Here is a 16,303-nt window from a genome sequence, read left to right as displayed (position 1 = left end):
TATCGGCGGCTGCCCGACCCCTCACCGGCTGCGGGGCTCGGCCGGGTCAGGTGGGATCGTCTCCGCGGGAGAGCCGGTCCCAGCTGTCGATCTCGTCCACCGGGCCCGCCGCAGGGGCGCTGCCCGCCGCCCCCGGCGCGTCATATTTGGTCCGCGTCTTCCAGTGCCGGCCTGCGGGAATGATGAGCAGGGCGGCCAGTGCCAGCAGGCAGCCGGCGGCGACGGCGAGGGTGGGGAAGGCGGTCAAGTCCACCTGCGCCTGGCTGCCGCTCACGCCTGTTGCGGCTGCGATGGAGCCCTGTGCTGCCGCAAGGGGGTCCGCGAGTACGGTAGCAGCCGCGGCGATGATGCCTGCCGAGGCAAGGACGATGATGGCGGTGATGACCCACCGGGCGATCCTGCCCGCGATCGCTGCTGCCAGTCCCCCGGCCAGCGCCACCAAGGCCAGCGCCGTCACTGTGGTGGCGGCATCACTGCCCTGGACCGTGAGCGGTTCCTGCCCGGCACCTGCCTGGCCCACCTGGTTGGGATCCAGGGTGACGGACATCCAGGTCTGGGTGGTGGTGCCGAAAACCGCCAGCGCCAGGACGGCGATGAGGAGCACCAGCGTTGACTTCCGTGCCCAGGCGGGGGCAGCCCTCTTTTCGCTACCGGCCTGCCCGGGCACCGTTCCCTGCTGGGGCATCAGGCGTCGGTCCCGCCGGGAAGCGACTCCGCAGAGATGTTCTGCAGGGAGCCGGCGGTGTGGACTGCACGAAGCGGTGCCGCGGCCTTGTTCACGGTTTCGAGCGCCTCGGTGGGGTTCACCGAGTCGGCCACAATGCCGCCGCCGGCCTGGACGTAGGCACGGCCGTCGCGGAGCAGCGCCGAACGGATGGCGATGGCCATGTCCATGTCACCAGCGAAATCGAGGTAGCCCACCACGCCGCCGTAGATGCCGCGGCGATGGGGCTCCAGTTCATCGAGCAGGCGCAGCGCCCGGGGTTTCGGGGCACCGGACAGCGTGCCGGCAGGGAAAGTCGCCTTGAGGACGTCATAGGCCTTGGCCTGTGGCGACAGCTGGCCCACCACCGTGGACACCAGGTGCATGATGTGGCTGAAGCGCTCCACCTCCATGAACTGCGTGACGTCCACCGTTCCGGCAACACAAACCTTGGAGAGGTCGTTCCGGGACAGGTCAACGAGCATCAGGTGCTCGGCGCGTTCCTTCTGGTCGGCCAGCAGTTCCTCGGCGAGGACCTTGTCCGCCTCCACGGTCTTCCCGCGGGGACGCGAGCCGGCGATTGGGTGCGTGATGACCTCCCCACCCGTGACGGTGACCAGGGCCTCGGGTGACGAGCCCACGATGGAGTACTCCCGGCCGTCGGCGTCCGCCAGGCTGAAGATGTACATGTAGGGGCTGGGGTTGGTGTTGCGCAGCACCCGGTAAACGTCCAGCGCGGAGGCCTTGCACTCCATCTCGAACCGGCGGGAGATGACCACCTGGAAGACCTCGCCGTCAACGATTGCTTCCTTGCCCCGGTCCAGGGCGGCCAGGTATTCGTTCTCGTCCCAGCGCTCCTGGACGCTGGAGGCAAAGTCCAGGGCAGCCGGAGCCAGGACCGACACGGGCTGCGCCACGGGGCTGCTGACCTTTGCCAGGAGGGCCTTGACCCGGGCCACGGCGTCATGCCAGGCCTCGTCAACGCGTTCGGAGCTGTTGTCGAAATTGATGGCGTTGGCGATCAGCAGCACCGTGCCGTCCACGTTGTCGTGGACCGCCATATCGGTGACCAGGTTCAAGGCCATTTCGGGCAGGTGCAGGTCATCCTCGGGAGGGCTGACCAGCCGCTCCCAGTGCCGGACGGTTTCCCAGCCCAGGAACCCCACCAGGCCGGAGGTGAACGGCGGGAGCCCCTCGAAGCGGTCAGTGCGCAGGGCTTCGATGGTGTCGCGGATGGCGTCCACCGGGCTGCCGTCCACCGGCACTCCGGCCGGGGGCTCGCCCAGCCAGTGCGCGTTGCCGTCCTTGGTGGTCAGCGTGGCGCGAGACCTTGCGCCGATGAACGAATAGCGGGACCAGGCGCCGCCCACCGCCGCTGACTCCATGAGGAATGTCCCGGGCTGGCCCTGGGCCAGCTTGCGGTACAGGCCGATGGGGGTCTCAGCGTCGGCAAGCACCTTGAGCCGGACGGGGATAACGCGGCTGTGGCCGGCGAGTTCCCGGAACTCCTCCAGGCTCGGGCTGATGGTTCCAAGGTCCTGCATGGCTATGGTTTCCGCCTGTTCTCGTGAGGGCCGGCAGCGCCGGACGCCTAAATATTCCTGCAGCGGGCCGTGGCTGCCGCTGTCTTGCGGGCGCCGGTAGGGCCGCCGGTGCGGTTCAGACCGCCTGGGCCGTGGTGACGTTCAGTTCCCTGCCGTCGAAGCAGGTGCGGGTGCCGGTGTGGCAGGCGGCACCCACCTGGTCCACGCGCACCAGCAGTGCGTCGCCGTCGCAATCCATGGCGACGGATTTCACCCACTGGACGTGCCCGGACGTGTCCCCCTTGCGCCAGTACTCCTGGCGGGAGCGCGAGTAGAAGGTGACACGGCCCGTGGTCATGGTGCGGTGGAGGGCTTCGTCGTCCATCCAGCCGAGCATCAGGACCTCGTTGGTGTCGTACTGCTGCACCACGGCGGCCACCAGGCCTGCGCTGTCCCGCTTCAGGGCGGCTGCCAGCTCCGCGGGGAGCGGGCCTGTTTCAGCGGCGGCGGGGCTTCCGGGCACGGCGGAACCGGAGGCTTGGACGGGGGCGGGCTGCTCAGACATCAGATCAAGTCTAGTGCCTTCGGTGGAGCCGTTCCGGATGTGAACAACGGCACGCCAGCAGCGCCCGGGAAGCTGCCCAACTTCGCGGCTGTCGTGCTAGTTTTCCAAGTGATGCATTTCGTCGAACCGTCCCGAGAAGTCCTGGCCGAGACCCTGCTTGCGGCCGGTCCTGATGCGCCCACGCTATGCAGGGGCTGGCGTACCAGGGATCTCGCCGCGCACCTTTACCTGCGTGAGCGGAAAGCTGCCGTGGGGCTGGGCCTGATCATCAAGCGCCTGGCCAAAGCCTCGGACCAGGCCACGGCAAGGCTCGCTGCCAAGCTGACCGCTCCCGAGGACTACGCCGGACTGGTGAACACGTTCCGCGCGGGCCCGCCGGCATTCTCGCCGATGAACATCAAGGCCCTGGACGAAAGCTCCAACCTCATCGAATACTTCGTGCACACGGAGGATGTCCGCCGCGCCGTTGACCGCTGGGCCCCCAGGGCCCTGGACGAGGCCTACTCGGACGCCCTTTGGCATGAACTGGTCAAGCGTGCCGCCATCCTTTACCGCGGCGTGGACCTCGGCATCGTCCTGGTGCGCCCGTCGGGCCCCCGGCACGTCGCCAGGCGTGCTCCGGTTTCCGTGGCCATCGTCGGTGACCCGGGGGAACTGCTGATGCACGCCCACGGCCGCACGCGCCACGCCCTGGTTACGTTCGAGGGCCAGCCGGACGCCGTCGCGCTTCTCCAGTCAGCCGAAGTGGGGCTGTAACCGGCAGCATCCGGTCAGCGGACTTCGAAGCCGGCCGCCCTGATGGCGTCCTTGACCTGGTGCATCATGTCGTTCGGGCCCCAGTGGAAGATCGAGGCAGCCAGTACGGCATCGGCGCCCGCGGCAACTGCCGGCGGGAAATGTGCCGGCTCGCCTGCCCCGCCGGAGGCGATCAGAGGAACCTTCACGGCGGCCCGGACAGCGCGGATCATCTCCAGGTCGAAACCGTCCTTGGTGCCGTCGGCGTCGATGGAGTTGAGCAGGATCTCCCCCACGCCACGGTCGGCTGCTTCCTTGGCCCATTCAATGGCATCGATGCCCGTGCCGGTGCGGCCGCCGTGGGTGGTCACTTCGAAGCCCGACGGCGTGGGCTCTGACCCCGGGCGGGTGCGCCGGGCGTCCACGGACAGGACGAGGACCTGGGAGCCGAAGTGCCGGGTGATTTCATCGATCACGTCCGGACGGGCCACGGCCGCGGTGTTGATGGCAGCCTTGTCCGCGCCGTAGCGCAGCAGCTTGTCCACTTCAGCCACGCCGCGGACGCCGCCGCCCACGCACAGCGGGATGAACACTTCCTCGGCGGTGCGGCGCACCACGTCGAAGGTGGTTTCGCGGTTGCCGGATGAGGCGGTGACGTCAAGGAACGTCAGTTCGTCAGCACCGGCATTGTCGTAACGGTGCGCCAGCTCCACGGGGTCACCGGCGTCGCGGAGGCCCTCGAAGTTGACACCTTTGACGACGCGCCCGGCGTCCACGTCAAGGCAGGGAATGACTCGTACTGCTACTGCCATGGGAAACTCCTGGAAATCTTTGGTGGTCCTGCTGCGCTGTTGCTGGGATTAAAGGGCTCAGATGCGGCAGGCGTGGATGCTGCTGACCAGGATGGCCCGGGCGCCGAGGTCGTACAGCTCATCCATGATCCGGTTGGTTTCCTTTTTGGGCACCATGGACCGGACGGCAACCCAGTCCGAATCCCGCAGCGGGGACACGGTGGGCGACTCCAGGCCGGGGGTCAGCGCGGCGGCCTTCTCCATGAGTTCCTTGCGGATGTCGTAATCCATGAGGACGTACTGCCGCGCCACCAGGACGCCCTGGAGGCGGCGGATGAGGACGTCGATTTCCCGGGCGGTGCCGTTGGCGGCGCCGCCTTCACCGGTGCGGCGGATCAGGACGGCCTCGGACTTGAGGATGGGTTCGCCGAAGATTTCCATTCCGGCGGCCTTCAGGGTGTTGCCGGTCTCCACGACGTCGGCGATGGCGTCGGCCACGCCCAGCCGGACGGAGGATTCCACGGCGCCGTCCAGCCGGACCACCTTGGCGTTGATGCCGCGTTCGGCCAGGTAGCCGCGGAGGAGTCCGTCATAGCTGGTGGCCAGGCGCTTGCCCTCGAGTTCCTCGGCGGCCGAAAAATCGCCCACCGGACCGGCGAAGCGGAACGTGGACGCAGCAAATCCCAGGGGAAGGAGTTCTTCGGCTTCCACCTCGGCGTCCAGCAGCAGGTCCCGGCCGGTGATGCCGACGTCGAGCGTTCCCTGGCCCACGTAGACCGCGATGTCGCGGGGACGCAGGAAGAAGAATTCGATGTCATTGTCCGGGTCCACCATGACCAGTTCGCGGGTGTCGCGGCGCTGGCGGTATCCGGCTTCGGACAGCATGGCGGAGGCGGCTTCGGACAGGGACCCCTTGTTGGGGACGGCTACTCGCAGCATGGAAAATGTCTTTCTGGATTGGAAGGTCTGGGTGTTCAGGCAGTGCAGGCCACAGCGGGCACGGCGGCGGGAAGCGCGCCGGGCCGGTGGCTACAGATGCTTGTAGACGTCTTCCAGGGTCAGGCCTTTGGCGAGCATCAGGACCTGCAGGTGGTACAGCAGCTGGGAGATTTCCTCGGCTGCGGCTTCGTCGGATTCATATTCGGCGGCCATCCATACTTCGGCTGCTTCCTCAACGACTTTCTTGCCGATGCCGTGAACTCCGGACTCCAACTCAGCGACGGTGCGGGAGCCTTCCGGGCGGGTGGCTGCCTTCTCGCTGAGCTCAGCGAACAGCGTCTCGAAATTCTTCACACCCTCCAGCCTACTTGCTGCGGGCGGGAGGGCGCTTCCCGGGCCGTAGCATGACGGGCGCGATGTGAGGGAACACACACACGCGCCCGCCAGCATGCGGCGAGTTAGTTCTTGTACTGCTTGAGGACGACGGCGGTGGCCAGCGCCGCGGTGACGGCCTCATGGCCCTTGTCTTCCTTGGAGCCCGGCAGGCCGGCGCGGTCCAGGCCCTGCTGTTCGGTGTCACAGGTGAGGACGCCGAAGCCTACCGGCACGCCGGTGTTCACGCTGACGTCGGTGAGTCCCGACGTCGCCGCCTGGCAGACGTAGTCGAAGTGCGGGGTGCCGCCGCGGATGACGACGCCGAGCGCCACCACGGCGTCGAAGTGCGGCGCCAGCCGGGCGGCGGCAACGGGAAGTTCGAAGCTGCCCGGGACGCGCAGGACGGTGGGCTCGCTGATGCCGGCGTCCTTGGCGGCGCGCAGGGCCCCGTCGAGGAGTCCGTCCATGATCTGGGTGTGCCAGCTGGCTGCCACGATGGCCAGCCGCAGCTGGGAGGTTTCGGCCGGGCTGAGGGTGGTGAGGTCGATGTCGGGGGCGCCGTGTCCGCTCATAGGTACGTTGTTTCCGTTCAGTCTTGTTCGTGGATGAGGGTGTTCGGGGTGGTGACGGGCACGGGTGCCACGTGGGTGTCCAGGAGGAGGCGGTGCTCCATCCGGTCTTTCTTGGTCTGCAGGTAGCGGATGTTCTGGTCACGGGAAGGAACTTCGGTGGGAACCATTTCCACCACCTTCACGCCTGCCCGGGCGAGCCGGTTCTGCTTGTCCGGGTTGTTGCTGAGCAGGCGGACTTCGTGCAGGCCCATTTCGGCGAGGACCTGGGCGGCGGCGTTGTAGGACCGGGCGTCCACGGGCAGTCCCAGCTGCTCGTTGGCTTCGACCGTGTCGAACCCGGCCTCCTGCAGTGCGTAGGCTTTGATCTTGTTCGCCAGGCCGATGCCGCGGCCCTCCTGGCCGCGGAGGTACAGCAGGGTTCCGCCCTGATCCTGGATCAGCTCCAGGGCGTACGCCAGCTGCTCGCCGCAGTCGCAGCGGTAGGAGCCGAACACGTCGCCGGTGAGGCATTCGGAGTGCAGCCTGACCAGCGGGGCCTTGCCGTCACGGGGCGGATTGGGGGAACTGACGGCCAGGTGTTCAACACCGGTGACCATGTCTGTCCAGGCCTGCGCCACGAAGTCGCCGAAGGCGGTGGGCAGTTGCACGATGGGGCCGCCGCTGACCGGATGGGGCACCACCCCGCTGCCGGTCCGCCCGCTGTGGTGGCCGTCCTGGTGGTGGCTGTCCTGGTGGTGGCTGTCCTGGTGGTGGCCGTCCTGGTGGTTGCCATTGCTGGCTGCAGATGCCGTCATCGTTTCTCCTTCTCCCCGGCCGGTGCAGGCCGTACGCCGTGCCCCGGAGCATCCCCCGCCCTGGTTGCAAGGTAACCCACCAGATCTTCGATGGAGATCAGGGGGCAGCTATGCTCCGCCGCGAACGTCCGAAGACCGTCCAGGCGCATCATCTCACCGTCGTCATACACCGCTTCCGCGATGACGCCCACTGGCTCCAGGCCTGCGAGGCGGCACAGGTCCACTGCGGCCTCTGTGTGGCCGGGGCGTTCCCGCACACCTCCGTCAACTGCCCGGAGCGGAAAAATATGCCCCGGCCGGGTCACTGAGGACGGTCCGGCCTGCGGGTCGGCCAGGACCCGGGCGGTGAGGGCGCGGTCGGTGGCGGAAATTCCCGTGCTGACGCCAACGGCGGCGTCGCACGAGACAGTGTAGGCGGTGCCTTTGGCATCCTCGTTGACCGTCACCATCGGAGGCAGTGCCAGGGCGTCGGCCCGCTCGCCCGAGAGCGGGACGCAAATAACGCCGGAGCTGTACCGGATGGTCCAGCCCATCAGGGCCGGCGTGGCGTGCTGGGCCGCGAAGATGATGTCGCCTTCGTTTTCCCTGTCCTCGTTGTCCACCACGAGGACAGGTTTTCCGGCCGCGATGGCACGGACGGCGGTCTCGATGGAATCCAGGACATGCTCCTGTCCTGCTGCGGCTCCGCGGGCGGTTTCCGGTGCCACAGCCCCGGGCTGCCCTGTTTCCGGCTTCAGCCGGACAGCGGCGTTCACAGTGCACCACCGGCGGGTGCCGAGGAATCGCGGAATGCCAGCAGGCGCTCGGTGTATTTGGCCAGCACGTCCACTTCCAGGTTGACGCGGCTGCCGGTCCGCTTGGCACCCAGACCGGTTTCGGCGAGGGTGGTGGGGATGAGGCCCACTTCGAACCACGGCTCCGCTTCCCCGGCAGCACTAACGGCCGTGACGGTGAGGGATACGCCGTCGGTGGCAATGGAGCCCTTCTCCGCGATGTAGCGGGCGAGGTTCGCCGGCACGCCGAACCGCAGCCGTTCCCAGTTGCCGAGCGGTTCCCGCTCCAAAAGCACACCCACGCCGTCCACATGTCCCTGGACAACGTGGCCGTCCAGCCGGCCGCCGGCCGGGACGCAGCGTTCGAGGTTAACGGAGTCGCCGGGGGCCAGCTCGCCGGTGGTGCTGCGGACCAGGGTCTCCCCCATGACGTCCACGCTGAACTCCTTGCCGTCGATTTCGGTGGCCGTGAGGCAGACGCCATTGACTGCGATCGAGCCGCCCAGGGCAAGGCCCTCGGTGGTGCCGGGTGCGTGGAGCCGGATGGTGGCGCTGGTGTCGCCATCCCGGTCAACGGACAGCACGTGCCCTTGTTCGGCAATAATTCCGGTAAACATCAGTGGCCTCCCTGGGCTTGCTCCGCGCTGTGGCGGGACGGTTGTGGATCGAGGGCAACAGAACGTTGCGGTCGTAGGTGAAGTCGAAGGTCCCGGCCCAGCGTGCGCACGGCGCCGCCGTCGGACGGGTCCCATTCCCACTGCTGGGCATCGGGAAGGCTGGTGATGCCCAGGCCGTTGAGGGCGGGCGTTCCCGAGCCCAGCAGCGTGGGCGCCAGGTAGACGACGAGTTCGTCGACGAGTCCTGCGGTGAGGAAGGCGCTGAGGATGCGGGAGCCGCCTTCCACCATGACGTGCCGGGCACCGGTGCCATAGAGCAGGGACAGCGCATCGCCGGCGTCCCGGGTGGGCAGGTGGACGGCGAGACCGTCCTCCCCGCGGATGGCGGCGTCCGCCGGAATCTCCCGGAGCCCCATCACGGCGCGGACGGGCTGCTTCGAGGCCGCCACCCCCTGGCGGTCCCGGGCAGTCAGCCGCGGGTTGTCCACGAGCACCGTCTGGGTGCCCACCAGGATGGCATCGATCCGGCCGCGGATCGCGTGGTTGTCGGCCAGGGATTCGGGGCTGGAGATCCACTGGCTGGTGCCGTCCTCGGCGGCGATGCGGCCGTCGAGGGTCTGCGCGATATGGAGCGTCACGAAGGGGCGTTTTGCGGCCACTGCCTCGAACCATTGCCGGTTCAGGTCCAGTGATTCCTCGGCCCCGAGGCCGCTGCGGACGCGCACGCCCGCGTTGCGCAGCGTGGCTGCCCCGCCGGCAGCGGGGTCGTGCGGATCATCCACGGCGTACACCACGTCCGTGATGCCGGCGGCGATGATCGCCTCCGTGCAGGGGCCGGTGCGGCCCACGTGGTCGCAGGGCTCCAGGGTGACCACCATGGTGCAGCCGGCCAGGTCCAGCCCGGACGCCTTCGCCTGCGCGATCGCGTCGGCTTCGGCGTGGGCCGTTCCGGCGCCGCGGTGGTATCCGGTGACCAGTGGGATCCCGTCAGGACCAACGACGACGGCGCCCACCAGCGGGTTGGCCCCGCGTGGTCCCTGCAGGGCTGCTTCGAGCGCAGCCTCCATGGCCGAGGTCTCGGCGGGGCTGAAAGCAGTGACGGTCCCACTGGCCGGCCGGAGGTCCGGGTGTCCTGCCATGCGGCCGGCCCCTGCCTGGCTGGAGGCAATGGTCCGGCTGGAGGCAATGGTCCGGCTGGACGGCGGGTTGCTGACGGTCATGTGGAAACCGCTAAACCGGTGGTGGTGGCGGCTGCGGAGGCAGCAGCAGTTTCGGCATCATCAAAGAGCCATCGCATGGGGTTCATTCCTGCGTCGTTCCTTCCCTCTCGAACCGCGATGGCTCCGGGGGTATACGACAGCAGAACGCTGCGGGGCCGGACGGCCCTGCAGATACAGCTGTACGTGCTTCTCTCATCCAGACTTTAACTGTCGGTACCGGAATTTCACCGGTTCAACCGTCCGCCGGGCCTTCTCCTGGGAGAAGCACCGGCTCGCGGGTCGCGGACTGTCACCGCCGGTTCGGACTTACACCGACCCCGGAGCACGTATGTGTTTTGTTATTGTGCCACAACAGGAGGGGGTGCCCTGTTATTCCGTCGCCGCGCGTAACGTCCGCGCGCCTTCTTCCCGCAGCCTGTCGATGGCGGCGGCGGGCTCGTCGGCACCGTAGACGGCGGAGCCGGCCACGAAGACGTTGGCCCCTGCTTCCGCTGCACGTGTGATGGTTTCCTCGGTGATCCCGCCATCCACCTGGATGGCCACTCCCACTCCCGAACCGTCGATGGCTGCCCTGGCCCGGCGGATCTTGGGGAGGGTGATGTCCAGGAAAGCCTGGCCGCCGAAGCCGGGCTCCACGGTCATGATCAGCAGCATGTCCAGTTCGGGCAGCATGTCCAGGTAGGGCTCAACCGGAGTGGCGGGCCGCAGGGCCATCCCCGCTTTGGAGCCCCTGCTGCGGAGTTCGCGGGCAAGCTTCACCGGGGCGATCGACGCCTCGGCGTGGAAAGTGACCGAGGCCAGGCCGGCGTCGGCGAAACCGGGAGCCCAGCGGTCGGCATCGGCGATCATCAGGTGGGCATCCAGCGGCACCGGGCTCACGGCCTGGATGCGCTGCACCACGGGAAGCCCGATGGTCAGGTTGGGCACGAAGTGGTTGTCCATCACGTCCACGTGCACGGCGTCGGCATTGCTGATGCGCTGCAGTTCAGCCTCAAGGTTGACGAAGTCGGCGGAGAGGATGCTCGGGTTGATGCAGCATTGCGTCACGGGGATGCCTTTCACTGGTTCTGGTGGAGGGGTCGGTCATCGGGCAGGGCTGGCCTGCGCGGCAGCCACGCTTCGACTGCGCCGGGTCAGGCCTTCTTGCGGATGAGGGCCAGGAACATGGCGTCGGTGCTGTGGATGTGCGGCCAAAGCTGCGCCGTGGATTCGTGGCCTGCACCCAGGTTTCCGGTCAGGCTGACGGCGTTGAGGGCAGCCCCGGCGTCGAGGAGCTCAAGGTCGTCCCGCTTGCGGAGGGCATCGGCCACCACGGCCTTGGTCTCGGCCGGATGCGGCGAGCACGTCACGTAGGCCACCACTCCCCCTGGCCGGACGGCAGCCAGTGCCGAGGCAAGCAGTTCACGCTGCAGGGGTGCGAGATCGGTCAGGTCCTTCGGGGACCGGCGCCAGCGGGACTCGGGCCGGCGCCGGAGCGCGCCGAGACCGCTGCAGGGAACGTCCACCAGGACCCGGTGGTAGGACTCCGGCTGCTCGGCACCGACCTCGCGGCCGTCGCCGGTGCGGACTTGCCACATGTCCCCCGGTACTGCGGACAGTGCCTGGCTGACGAGCTTGGCACGGTGCGGGGCCGGCTCGTTGGCCAGCAGCGTGGCGCCGCGCTCCCGGGCAAGCGCGCCCAGCAGGGCGGCCTTCCCGCCGGGGCCTGCGCAGAGGTCCAGCCACGCCTCGCCGGTACCGGCGCCGCCCGGCCCGAGGTCCGCTGCCGCCATGGCCCGGGCCACGAGCTGCGAGCCCACGTCCTGGACGCGGGTGGTACCGTTGCGGACCGAGGAGAGCCGGCCCAGGTCCCCGCCGCTGGACAGGGCGGACCCCTCCACCAGTTCGCCGGGGGCGGCGCCGCTCTCCAGTGCCTCGTCCAGGCTTCCCAGCCCGGGCAGGGCCACGAGGTTGACCACCGGGGCGGCGTTGTCCGCTTCCAGGAGCTCGTTGATTTCAGCCGCCGGACGGCCGTGCGCCACAAGGGACTGGCGCATGGCGCGGACGATCCATTCAGGGTGGGCGTGCCGCAGCGCGGCGATCCGGGTCTGGTCGGTTTCGCCCTCCACCAGGAGGTCCAGCCATTCGTCCAGACTGCGGGCCGCGACTTTGCGGAGCACGGCATTGATCAAGGCCGATGGTCCTGCCCCGATCACGGCCCTGGCGAGCCCCACGGTCTGGTCCAAGGCGGCGTGGGCGGGAACCCGCATGGCGAGCAGCTGGTGCGTGCCGATGCGCAGGGCGTCGAGGACGGCGGGGTCCAGCTGGTCCAGCGGCCGGTCCACGCACCGCGCCAGGATGGCGTCGTAAGTTCCCTGGCCCCGGAGGGCGCCGTAACTGAGCTCCGTGGCGAAGCCGGCGTCACGCTTGTCCAGCCCGTGGTGCCGGATCCGTGCCGGCAGCACCAGGTTTGCGTACGCGTCCTCGGCCGCGACAGCGCGCAGGACCTCGAAGGCCACCAGCCGCGCCGGATCCGCCCGCCGGGTGCGCTGGGACGGAGCGCTTTCGGTGAAGTTCCGCTGCGGTCCGCGGTTGCGCTCACGGCCCTGGGCGTTCCGCCGGCTGTTGTCCCGGGGGCCACCTTGGCCGCGGCCGCCCCTCGGACCGCCCTGGCCGGAGTTGCCGCCCGGCCCGCCGGCGTTGCCCCTGCCTCCCGCTTTTCCGGGTCCTCCCTGATTCCCGCCGGAACCGCTCATTCGAATACCACGCCTTCCAGTGAAGCCAGGCCGCGTGCCCAATCAGCAGCGGACATCATCTTTTTCCCGGCGGGCTGGATCCGGGTCAGTTCAACGGCATGCGACCCCGTGCCCACCAGGACACTCTTGCCGTGCAGGGACACGGCGCCGGGCGCCAGCCCGTCCACGTCGGACCGAAGCCGGACGGGTTCCAGTTTCACGCGCTGTCCGTCCAGGAGTGTCCAGGCGCCGGGTTCCGGGGTGACACCGCGGGCCTGCCGGGAGATGGCGAGGGCAGGGTGGCCCCAGTTGAGGTGCCCGTCCTCGAGCGTGAGTTTCGGTGCCAGGGAAACGTCGCCGGACTGCCGGACCGGGGACGCCTTCCCTGCCTGGATGGCCGAAAGGGTCTGCGCCAGGAGGACCGCACCGCTGTGGGAGAGCCGCTCCAGCAGCTCTCCGGCGGTGTCCTCCGGCCCCACCCTCTCGGTGAGGGTGCCGAAGACAGGCCCGGTATCCAGGCCTTCCTCGAGCTGGAACGTGACAGCCCCGGTGATATCGTCCCCGGCCATCACTGCGCGCTGTACGGGCGCTGCGCCGCGCCAGGCGGGCAGCAGGGAAAAATGCAGGTTGACCCAGCCGTGCCGGGGTATGCCGAGGGCAGCGGGCGGAACAAGGCCGCCATACGCGACGATGGCCGCGACGTCCGGTTCGGCTTCCGCGATCCTGGCCGTTGCTTCGGCGTCGACCCGGGACGCCCGGATCACGTCGATACCCAGTTCTGCCGCCCGGGCGGCAACCGGCGACGGCGTGAGCACGCGTTTACGCCCAATGGGGGCATCCGGGCGGGTCAGCACGGCAACGACGTCGAAGCCGGCCTCCACCAGGGCGTTCAGGGACGGGACGGCGACCGCGGGGGTGCCCGCGAAAAGGACCCTCACCCGGCGCTGCCGGCGGCGCCGGGTCCGAAGCTGGAGCCGCCAAAGCTTGAGCCGCCGAAACTGGACCTGACAGTCTTGGCGCGCTTGGCCGTGGTCCGTTCCGTGACGGCGTCGTAATTGGCGTTGCGGATGGAGCGCAGGGCCGCCTTCCGGTCCTCCCCCTCAAGCCGGTCGGTGTAGAGGATGCCGTCCAGGTGGTCGTTTTCGTGCTGGAAGCAGCGTGCCAGCATCCCTTCGGCATCAACGGACACCGGGTTGCCCTGCATGTCCACGCCGGTCACGCGGGTTGCGCGGAACCGGCGCACGGGGAAGCCGAGGCCCGGAATGGAGAGGCAGCCTTCCACCTCGTCCTCCTGGTAGTCAGTGCTGTTTTCCAGCACTGGGTTGACGATATGTCCTTCCACGCCGCCGATGCGGTACGTGAAGACACGCTGGCTGACGCCCACCTGCGGCGCGGCGAGGCCTGCGCCCTCCACGTCCTCCATGGTCTCGGTCATGTCGGCGACAAGTTTGGCAAGCTCGGGTCCGAATTCCGTCACGGGCTCGGCGACTGTGCGGAGCACGGGATCGCCGATGATGCGGATATTCAGGATAGCCATGCGCTGTTTTTCCTCACGGTTTGCGGCAAAGGGGACCAATACAGTTTAGGTGCAGTAACCGGCGTCAGCCCGTCCGGGCAGGCACCAGGGGCGGCGGGGCGATGGGGAGCAGCGCCGTTCCGGCGCTGATTGTGTCCGCGGACAACTCCCACACCCGGCGCAGTGCGCAGAACTTCCACCAGTGGTGCTTGAGGACTTCCGGGTTGGCACGCACGGGACGGACTTCGGTTTCGCCGATGGCCACTGCCAGCAGCACGGGGTTGTCACCGTACTTCCAGGGCTCCCAGGTTCCCGCGACCGGGTCCACCAGGCTTTCCTCCGCCTTCATGCCCGCCACCAGCTGCATGACCACCTTGTCATCCAGCGGTTTGACCGTGCCGTCACGGGTTGTGCCCTTGGTCTTGTAGTCGATCAGGCAGACGCGGCCGTTGATGCGGGCAACAAGGTCAAGCGTTCCGGCGTACCCCACGGAGTTGTTCCACACAGTGATTTCCGGCGCGATTGGTTCAACCCGGAAGAGCTCCCACCATTCGTCGAACCGGACAGCGAACGCTTCTTCACCGTTGGCCGCCAGGGCTTCCCGGGCTTCCTTCATGGCATGGGGGCGGCCGAGTGCCCGGAGCGCCACCTGCTCACAATAGTGATGCACCCGGTCCCCGCGCCGGGCTGCCTCATCCCGGTAGGTTTCGGCAGCCTTGGCCGCCCGGTTTATTGCCTGCTTGATCTTGGCCGGGCTTCCCAGGCAGTCCGCCAGCAGGGGATCTTTCGCCAGGCTGCTGGCCCCCATGTACCCGAACCACCCGTCCATGCCATGCGGCTGCTGGCTGATGACGGTAGTAATGGACGGCACGGAAAACTGCTCCGACGTGGACCGGGCGTACATCCGGCCGTATTCCGTGGCGTGGGCAAGAAGCGGATCAGTCATGGAAAAGACTCTTTCACAGGGGGCCGACAAAGTCTCCGGGCGATGGTCCGGGCACAAAAAAGGTCCGCTTCCACTGCTCATTGAGCGGAAACGGACCAATCTTTGGTGGGCGATACTGGGTTCGAACCAGTGACCTCTTCGGTGTGAACGAAGCGCGCTACCACTGCGCCAATCGCCCTGATGCATTTGAATGCTAGCCCACGTTTCCGCCATTTCAAAAATCGGCGGCACCCAGGCATCGACATTCCCTGGATGGCACTCAAGAAGACCACAGAAAGGTCCCCCTATAGGAGAACTCCGGCCCGCCGCCGTCGTGAATTACACAGCTGTAACTCCGCCACTTCCGCGCCATTGCAGGGAAGCAGGCACATCGGCGCCGGCTGCGGCACCCCCGATTTGGAGAATCCCGGAACCTCCTATATTGTTTTTACTCGTTGGAACGCGAGGAAATGCCGGGAACGGCAGCGAATCACCCTCCAAAATGCGGACGTAGCTCAGCTGGTAGAGCACCACCTTGCCAAGGTGGATGTCGCGAGTTCGAATCTCGTCGTCCGCTCGCAGGACACTGTCACAGCAACGGTTCCCCGGAATCAGCGCTTACACGGTGGGTTGGCCGAGAGGCGAGGCAGCGGCCTGCAAAGCCGTATACACGGGTTCGAATCCCGTACCCACCTCGGTGAAAACCATGGTTTCCGGATGCCATCCGGTGCAATGGGCGATTGGCGCAGCGGTAGCGCGCTTCCCTGACACGGAAGAGGTCACTGGTTCGATCCCAGTATCGCCCACTCGGCAAGGTCACTTGCCACAACGCAGTCCGGTTTCGGCCGGAACGCATATGCGGACGTAGCTCAGCTGGTAGAGCACCACCTTGCCAAGGTGGATGTCGCGAGTTCGAATCTCGTCGTCCGCTCTCTTACCTTTTACACAACCCATATGCCGGTCTTCCGGTTCCGGGCGATTGGCGCAGCGGTAGCGCGCTTCCCTGACACGGAAGAGGTCACTGGTTCGATCCCAGTATCGCCCACACTTTGCAGCAGCTCTTCGGAGCTGCTTTTTTGTTGTCCGGAACTCTTGCACCCCCGTGATTGCGCTGCCGGCGAACGGCCAAAGCTCCCGATGTCCTTGGCAGGCCTTTCCGGCAGGTCTAGGATCGAATGCGCGAGGAGCGACCTGGCTCCGCGATTGAAGGGAGGTGCTCGTGGGACTCATTGGCGATCTAAAGGGCAAAGCTCAAGGTCTCATCCGTGGCAACGAGCAGGCCATCAAGAACGGCATCAGCAAGGCCGGTGATTTCGTCGACACCAAGACCGGAGGCAAGTACTCGGGCCACGTCGACAAGATCCAGAATGGCGCTTCCAAGCTCGTTGACAAGAACGGAACCCCGGGCCAGGCACCTGCCGCCGGGCAGGTTCCCCCGGTCCCTCCCGTCAACCCGGTTCCGCCGGCTGACAGGACACCGTAAAGGATTTGGCCAGGGCTTTGCCCTAGTACGTCAACGGGGCGCGGGTCCCGCCGGGAGG

Annotated in this window: 18 protein-coding genes, 6 tRNA genes and 1 riboswitch; of the genes, 7 read left to right on the top strand and 17 right to left on the bottom strand. The window is 67.6% G+C overall.

Annotation, left to right across the window (positions count from 1 at the left end; all coding sequences use genetic code 11):
- Positions 1-46: 46 nt before the first annotated feature.
- The 3 genes from AC5RUO_RS17985 to hisI form a co-directional block, all read right to left on the bottom strand.
- Entirely contained in the window at positions 47-685 is a 639-nt protein-coding gene (locus AC5RUO_RS17985; protein ID WP_494104216.1) for a Trp biosynthesis-associated membrane protein, read from the bottom strand.
- Positions 685-2,247: an anthranilate synthase component I gene (locus AC5RUO_RS17980; protein ID WP_494104215.1), complete on the bottom strand. Its 1,563-nt coding sequence runs from the start codon at positions 2,245-2,247 to the stop codon at positions 685-687. The genes AC5RUO_RS17985 and AC5RUO_RS17980 overlap by 1 nt, the downstream gene beginning before the upstream one ends.
- A gap of 115 nt (positions 2,248-2,362) precedes the next feature.
- Complete coding sequence (hisI, locus tag AC5RUO_RS17975) at positions 2,363-2,791, bottom strand: phosphoribosyl-AMP cyclohydrolase (protein WP_494011066.1); 429 nt, start codon at positions 2,789-2,791, stop codon at positions 2,363-2,365.
- 111 nt (positions 2,792-2,902) lie between these two features.
- Between hisI and AC5RUO_RS17970 the strand changes: the two genes are divergently transcribed.
- On the top strand, positions 2,903-3,547 hold the full coding sequence (locus tag AC5RUO_RS17970) for a TIGR03085 family metal-binding protein (RefSeq protein ID WP_494011065.1): 645 nt from the start codon (positions 2,903-2,905) through the stop codon (positions 3,545-3,547).
- A 14-nt stretch (positions 3,548-3,561) separates the two neighbouring features.
- Here AC5RUO_RS17970 and hisF read toward each other — a convergent pair whose 3' ends face one another.
- From hisF to AC5RUO_RS17900, 14 genes are all read right to left on the bottom strand, one after another.
- Positions 3,562-4,338 carry an imidazole glycerol phosphate synthase subunit HisF gene (gene hisF / locus AC5RUO_RS17965; protein WP_494052949.1) on the bottom strand — a complete coding sequence of 259 codons (777 nt, stop codon included), beginning with the start codon at positions 4,336-4,338 and terminating at the stop codon, positions 3,562-3,564.
- A gap of 57 nt (positions 4,339-4,395) precedes the next feature.
- The gene (gene hisG / locus AC5RUO_RS17960; RefSeq protein WP_494011063.1) at positions 4,396-5,256 is read right to left on the bottom strand and encodes an ATP phosphoribosyltransferase; all 861 of its coding nucleotides are present in this window, start codon (positions 5,254-5,256) and stop codon (positions 4,396-4,398) included.
- A gap of 90 nt (positions 5,257-5,346) precedes the next feature.
- Positions 5,347-5,610: a phosphoribosyl-ATP diphosphatase gene (locus AC5RUO_RS17955; protein WP_009358176.1), complete on the bottom strand. Its 264-nt coding sequence runs from the start codon at positions 5,608-5,610 to the stop codon at positions 5,347-5,349.
- A 104-nt stretch (positions 5,611-5,714) separates the two neighbouring features.
- Positions 5,715-6,203 carry a 6,7-dimethyl-8-ribityllumazine synthase gene (ribH, locus tag AC5RUO_RS17950; RefSeq protein WP_494104214.1) on the bottom strand — a complete coding sequence of 163 codons (489 nt, stop codon included), beginning with the start codon at positions 6,201-6,203 and terminating at the stop codon, positions 5,715-5,717.
- A gap of 17 nt (positions 6,204-6,220) precedes the next feature.
- Positions 6,221-6,997 carry a GTP cyclohydrolase II gene (gene ribA, locus AC5RUO_RS17945; RefSeq protein ID WP_494104213.1) on the bottom strand — a complete coding sequence of 259 codons (777 nt, stop codon included), beginning with the start codon at positions 6,995-6,997 and terminating at the stop codon, positions 6,221-6,223.
- Entirely contained in the window at positions 6,994-7,704 is a 711-nt protein-coding gene (gene ribB / locus AC5RUO_RS17940; RefSeq protein WP_494104212.1) for a 3,4-dihydroxy-2-butanone-4-phosphate synthase, read from the bottom strand. The genes ribA and ribB overlap by 4 nt, the downstream gene beginning before the upstream one ends.
- 44 nt (positions 7,705-7,748) lie before the next feature.
- Complete coding sequence (locus AC5RUO_RS17935) at positions 7,749-8,387, bottom strand: riboflavin synthase (protein WP_494104211.1); 639 nt, start codon at positions 8,385-8,387, stop codon at positions 7,749-7,751.
- A complete protein-coding gene (gene ribD / locus AC5RUO_RS17930) occupies positions 8,387-9,526 on the bottom strand; it encodes a bifunctional diaminohydroxyphosphoribosylaminopyrimidine deaminase/5-amino-6-(5-phosphoribosylamino)uracil reductase RibD (RefSeq protein ID WP_494104243.1) in 1,140 nt (379 codons plus the stop codon). Before ribD ends, AC5RUO_RS17935 begins: the two co-directional genes overlap by 1 nt.
- 260 nt (positions 9,527-9,786) lie before the next feature.
- A riboswitch (FMN riboswitch) is annotated at positions 9,787-9,937 on the bottom strand.
- A 39-nt stretch (positions 9,938-9,976) separates the two neighbouring features.
- The gene (rpe, locus tag AC5RUO_RS17925) at positions 9,977-10,654 is read right to left on the bottom strand and encodes a ribulose-phosphate 3-epimerase (protein WP_494104210.1); all 678 of its coding nucleotides are present in this window, start codon (positions 10,652-10,654) and stop codon (positions 9,977-9,979) included.
- Between the two features lie 86 nt (positions 10,655-10,740).
- On the bottom strand, positions 10,741-12,342 hold the full coding sequence (locus tag AC5RUO_RS17920; protein WP_494104209.1) for an RsmB/NOP family class I SAM-dependent RNA methyltransferase: 1,602 nt from the start codon (positions 12,340-12,342) through the stop codon (positions 10,741-10,743).
- Complete coding sequence (gene fmt, locus AC5RUO_RS17915) at positions 12,339-13,259, bottom strand: methionyl-tRNA formyltransferase (protein ID WP_494104208.1); 921 nt, start codon at positions 13,257-13,259, stop codon at positions 12,339-12,341. Before fmt ends, AC5RUO_RS17920 begins: the two co-directional genes overlap by 4 nt.
- Complete coding sequence (def, locus tag AC5RUO_RS17910) at positions 13,256-13,858, bottom strand: peptide deformylase (protein ID WP_494104207.1); 603 nt, start codon at positions 13,856-13,858, stop codon at positions 13,256-13,258. The genes fmt and def overlap by 4 nt, the downstream gene beginning before the upstream one ends.
- 64 nt (positions 13,859-13,922) lie before the next feature.
- Positions 13,923-14,783 carry a cytochrome gene (locus AC5RUO_RS17905; RefSeq protein WP_494011054.1) on the bottom strand — a complete coding sequence of 287 codons (861 nt, stop codon included), beginning with the start codon at positions 14,781-14,783 and terminating at the stop codon, positions 13,923-13,925.
- 103 nt (positions 14,784-14,886) lie between these two features.
- Positions 14,887-14,961, bottom strand: a tRNA-Val gene (locus AC5RUO_RS17900).
- Positions 14,962-15,266: 305 nt separating this feature from the next.
- On the opposite strand from AC5RUO_RS17900, the gene AC5RUO_RS17895 reads away from it, so the two are divergent.
- The 6 genes from AC5RUO_RS17895 to AC5RUO_RS17870 all read left to right on the top strand — a co-directional run bounded on the left by AC5RUO_RS17895 (position 15,267) and on the right by AC5RUO_RS17870 (position 16,245).
- A tRNA-Gly gene (locus AC5RUO_RS17895) sits at positions 15,267-15,339 on the top strand.
- Positions 15,340-15,386: 47 nt separating this feature from the next.
- Positions 15,387-15,457: transfer RNA gene (locus tag AC5RUO_RS17890), tRNA-Cys, on the top strand.
- A gap of 39 nt (positions 15,458-15,496) precedes the next feature.
- Positions 15,497-15,568: transfer RNA gene (locus AC5RUO_RS17885), tRNA-Val, on the top strand.
- Between the two features lie 52 nt (positions 15,569-15,620).
- Positions 15,621-15,693 (top strand) — tRNA-Gly (locus tag AC5RUO_RS17880).
- Positions 15,694-15,735: 42 nt separating this feature from the next.
- Positions 15,736-15,807 (top strand) — tRNA-Val (locus AC5RUO_RS17875).
- 174 nt (positions 15,808-15,981) lie between these two features.
- Positions 15,982-16,245 (top strand): antitoxin, encoded by a 264-nt coding sequence (locus tag AC5RUO_RS17870; RefSeq protein WP_494011053.1) that lies wholly within the window; start codon positions 15,982-15,984, stop codon positions 16,243-16,245.
- Positions 16,246-16,303 lie beyond the last annotated feature (58 nt).

Source organism: Arthrobacter sp. Y3221087, assembly GCF_059089905.1.
The sequence above is the reverse complement of the archived record's forward strand: the minus strand, read 5'-3'. Positions and strand labels throughout refer to the sequence as shown.

What these genes read in the sequence shown, in the direction of transcription:
- AC5RUO_RS17985 (WP_494104216.1), bottom strand. Translation starts at nt 685, where the DNA reads ATGCCCCAGCAGGGAACGGTGCCCGGGCAGGCCGGTAGCGAAAAGAGG.
- AC5RUO_RS17980 (WP_494104215.1), bottom strand. Translation starts at nt 2,247, where the DNA reads ATGCAGGACCTTGGAACCATCAGCCCGAGCCTGGAGGAGTTCCGGGAA.
- hisI (WP_494011066.1), bottom strand. Translation starts at nt 2,791, where the DNA reads ATGTCTGAGCAGCCCGCCCCCGTCCAAGCCTCCGGTTCCGCCGTGCCC.
- AC5RUO_RS17970 (WP_494011065.1), top strand. Translation starts at nt 2,903, where the DNA reads ATGCATTTCGTCGAACCGTCCCGAGAAGTCCTGGCCGAGACCCTGCTT.
- hisF (WP_494052949.1), bottom strand. Translation starts at nt 4,338, where the DNA reads ATGGCAGTAGCAGTACGAGTCATTCCCTGCCTTGACGTGGACGCCGGG.
- hisG (WP_494011063.1), bottom strand. Translation starts at nt 5,256, where the DNA reads ATGCTGCGAGTAGCCGTCCCCAACAAGGGGTCCCTGTCCGAAGCCGCC.
- ribH (WP_494104214.1), bottom strand. Translation starts at nt 6,203, where the DNA reads ATGAGCGGACACGGCGCCCCCGACATCGACCTCACCACCCTCAGCCCG.
- ribA (WP_494104213.1), bottom strand. Translation starts at nt 6,997, where the DNA reads ATGACGGCATCTGCAGCCAGCAATGGCAACCACCAGGACGGCCACCAC.
- AC5RUO_RS17935 (WP_494104211.1), bottom strand. Translation starts at nt 8,387, where the DNA reads ATGTTTACCGGAATTATTGCCGAACAAGGGCACGTGCTGTCCGTTGAC.
- ribD (WP_494104243.1), bottom strand. Translation starts at nt 9,526, where the DNA reads ATGGCAGGACACCCGGACCTCCGGCCGGCCAGTGGGACCGTCACTGCT.
- AC5RUO_RS17920 (WP_494104209.1), bottom strand. Translation starts at nt 12,342, where the DNA reads ATGAGCGGTTCCGGCGGGAATCAGGGAGGACCCGGAAAAGCGGGAGGC.
- def (WP_494104207.1), bottom strand. Translation starts at nt 13,858, where the DNA reads ATGGCTATCCTGAATATCCGCATCATCGGCGATCCCGTGCTCCGCACA.
- AC5RUO_RS17905 (WP_494011054.1), bottom strand. Translation starts at nt 14,783, where the DNA reads ATGACTGATCCGCTTCTTGCCCACGCCACGGAATACGGCCGGATGTAC.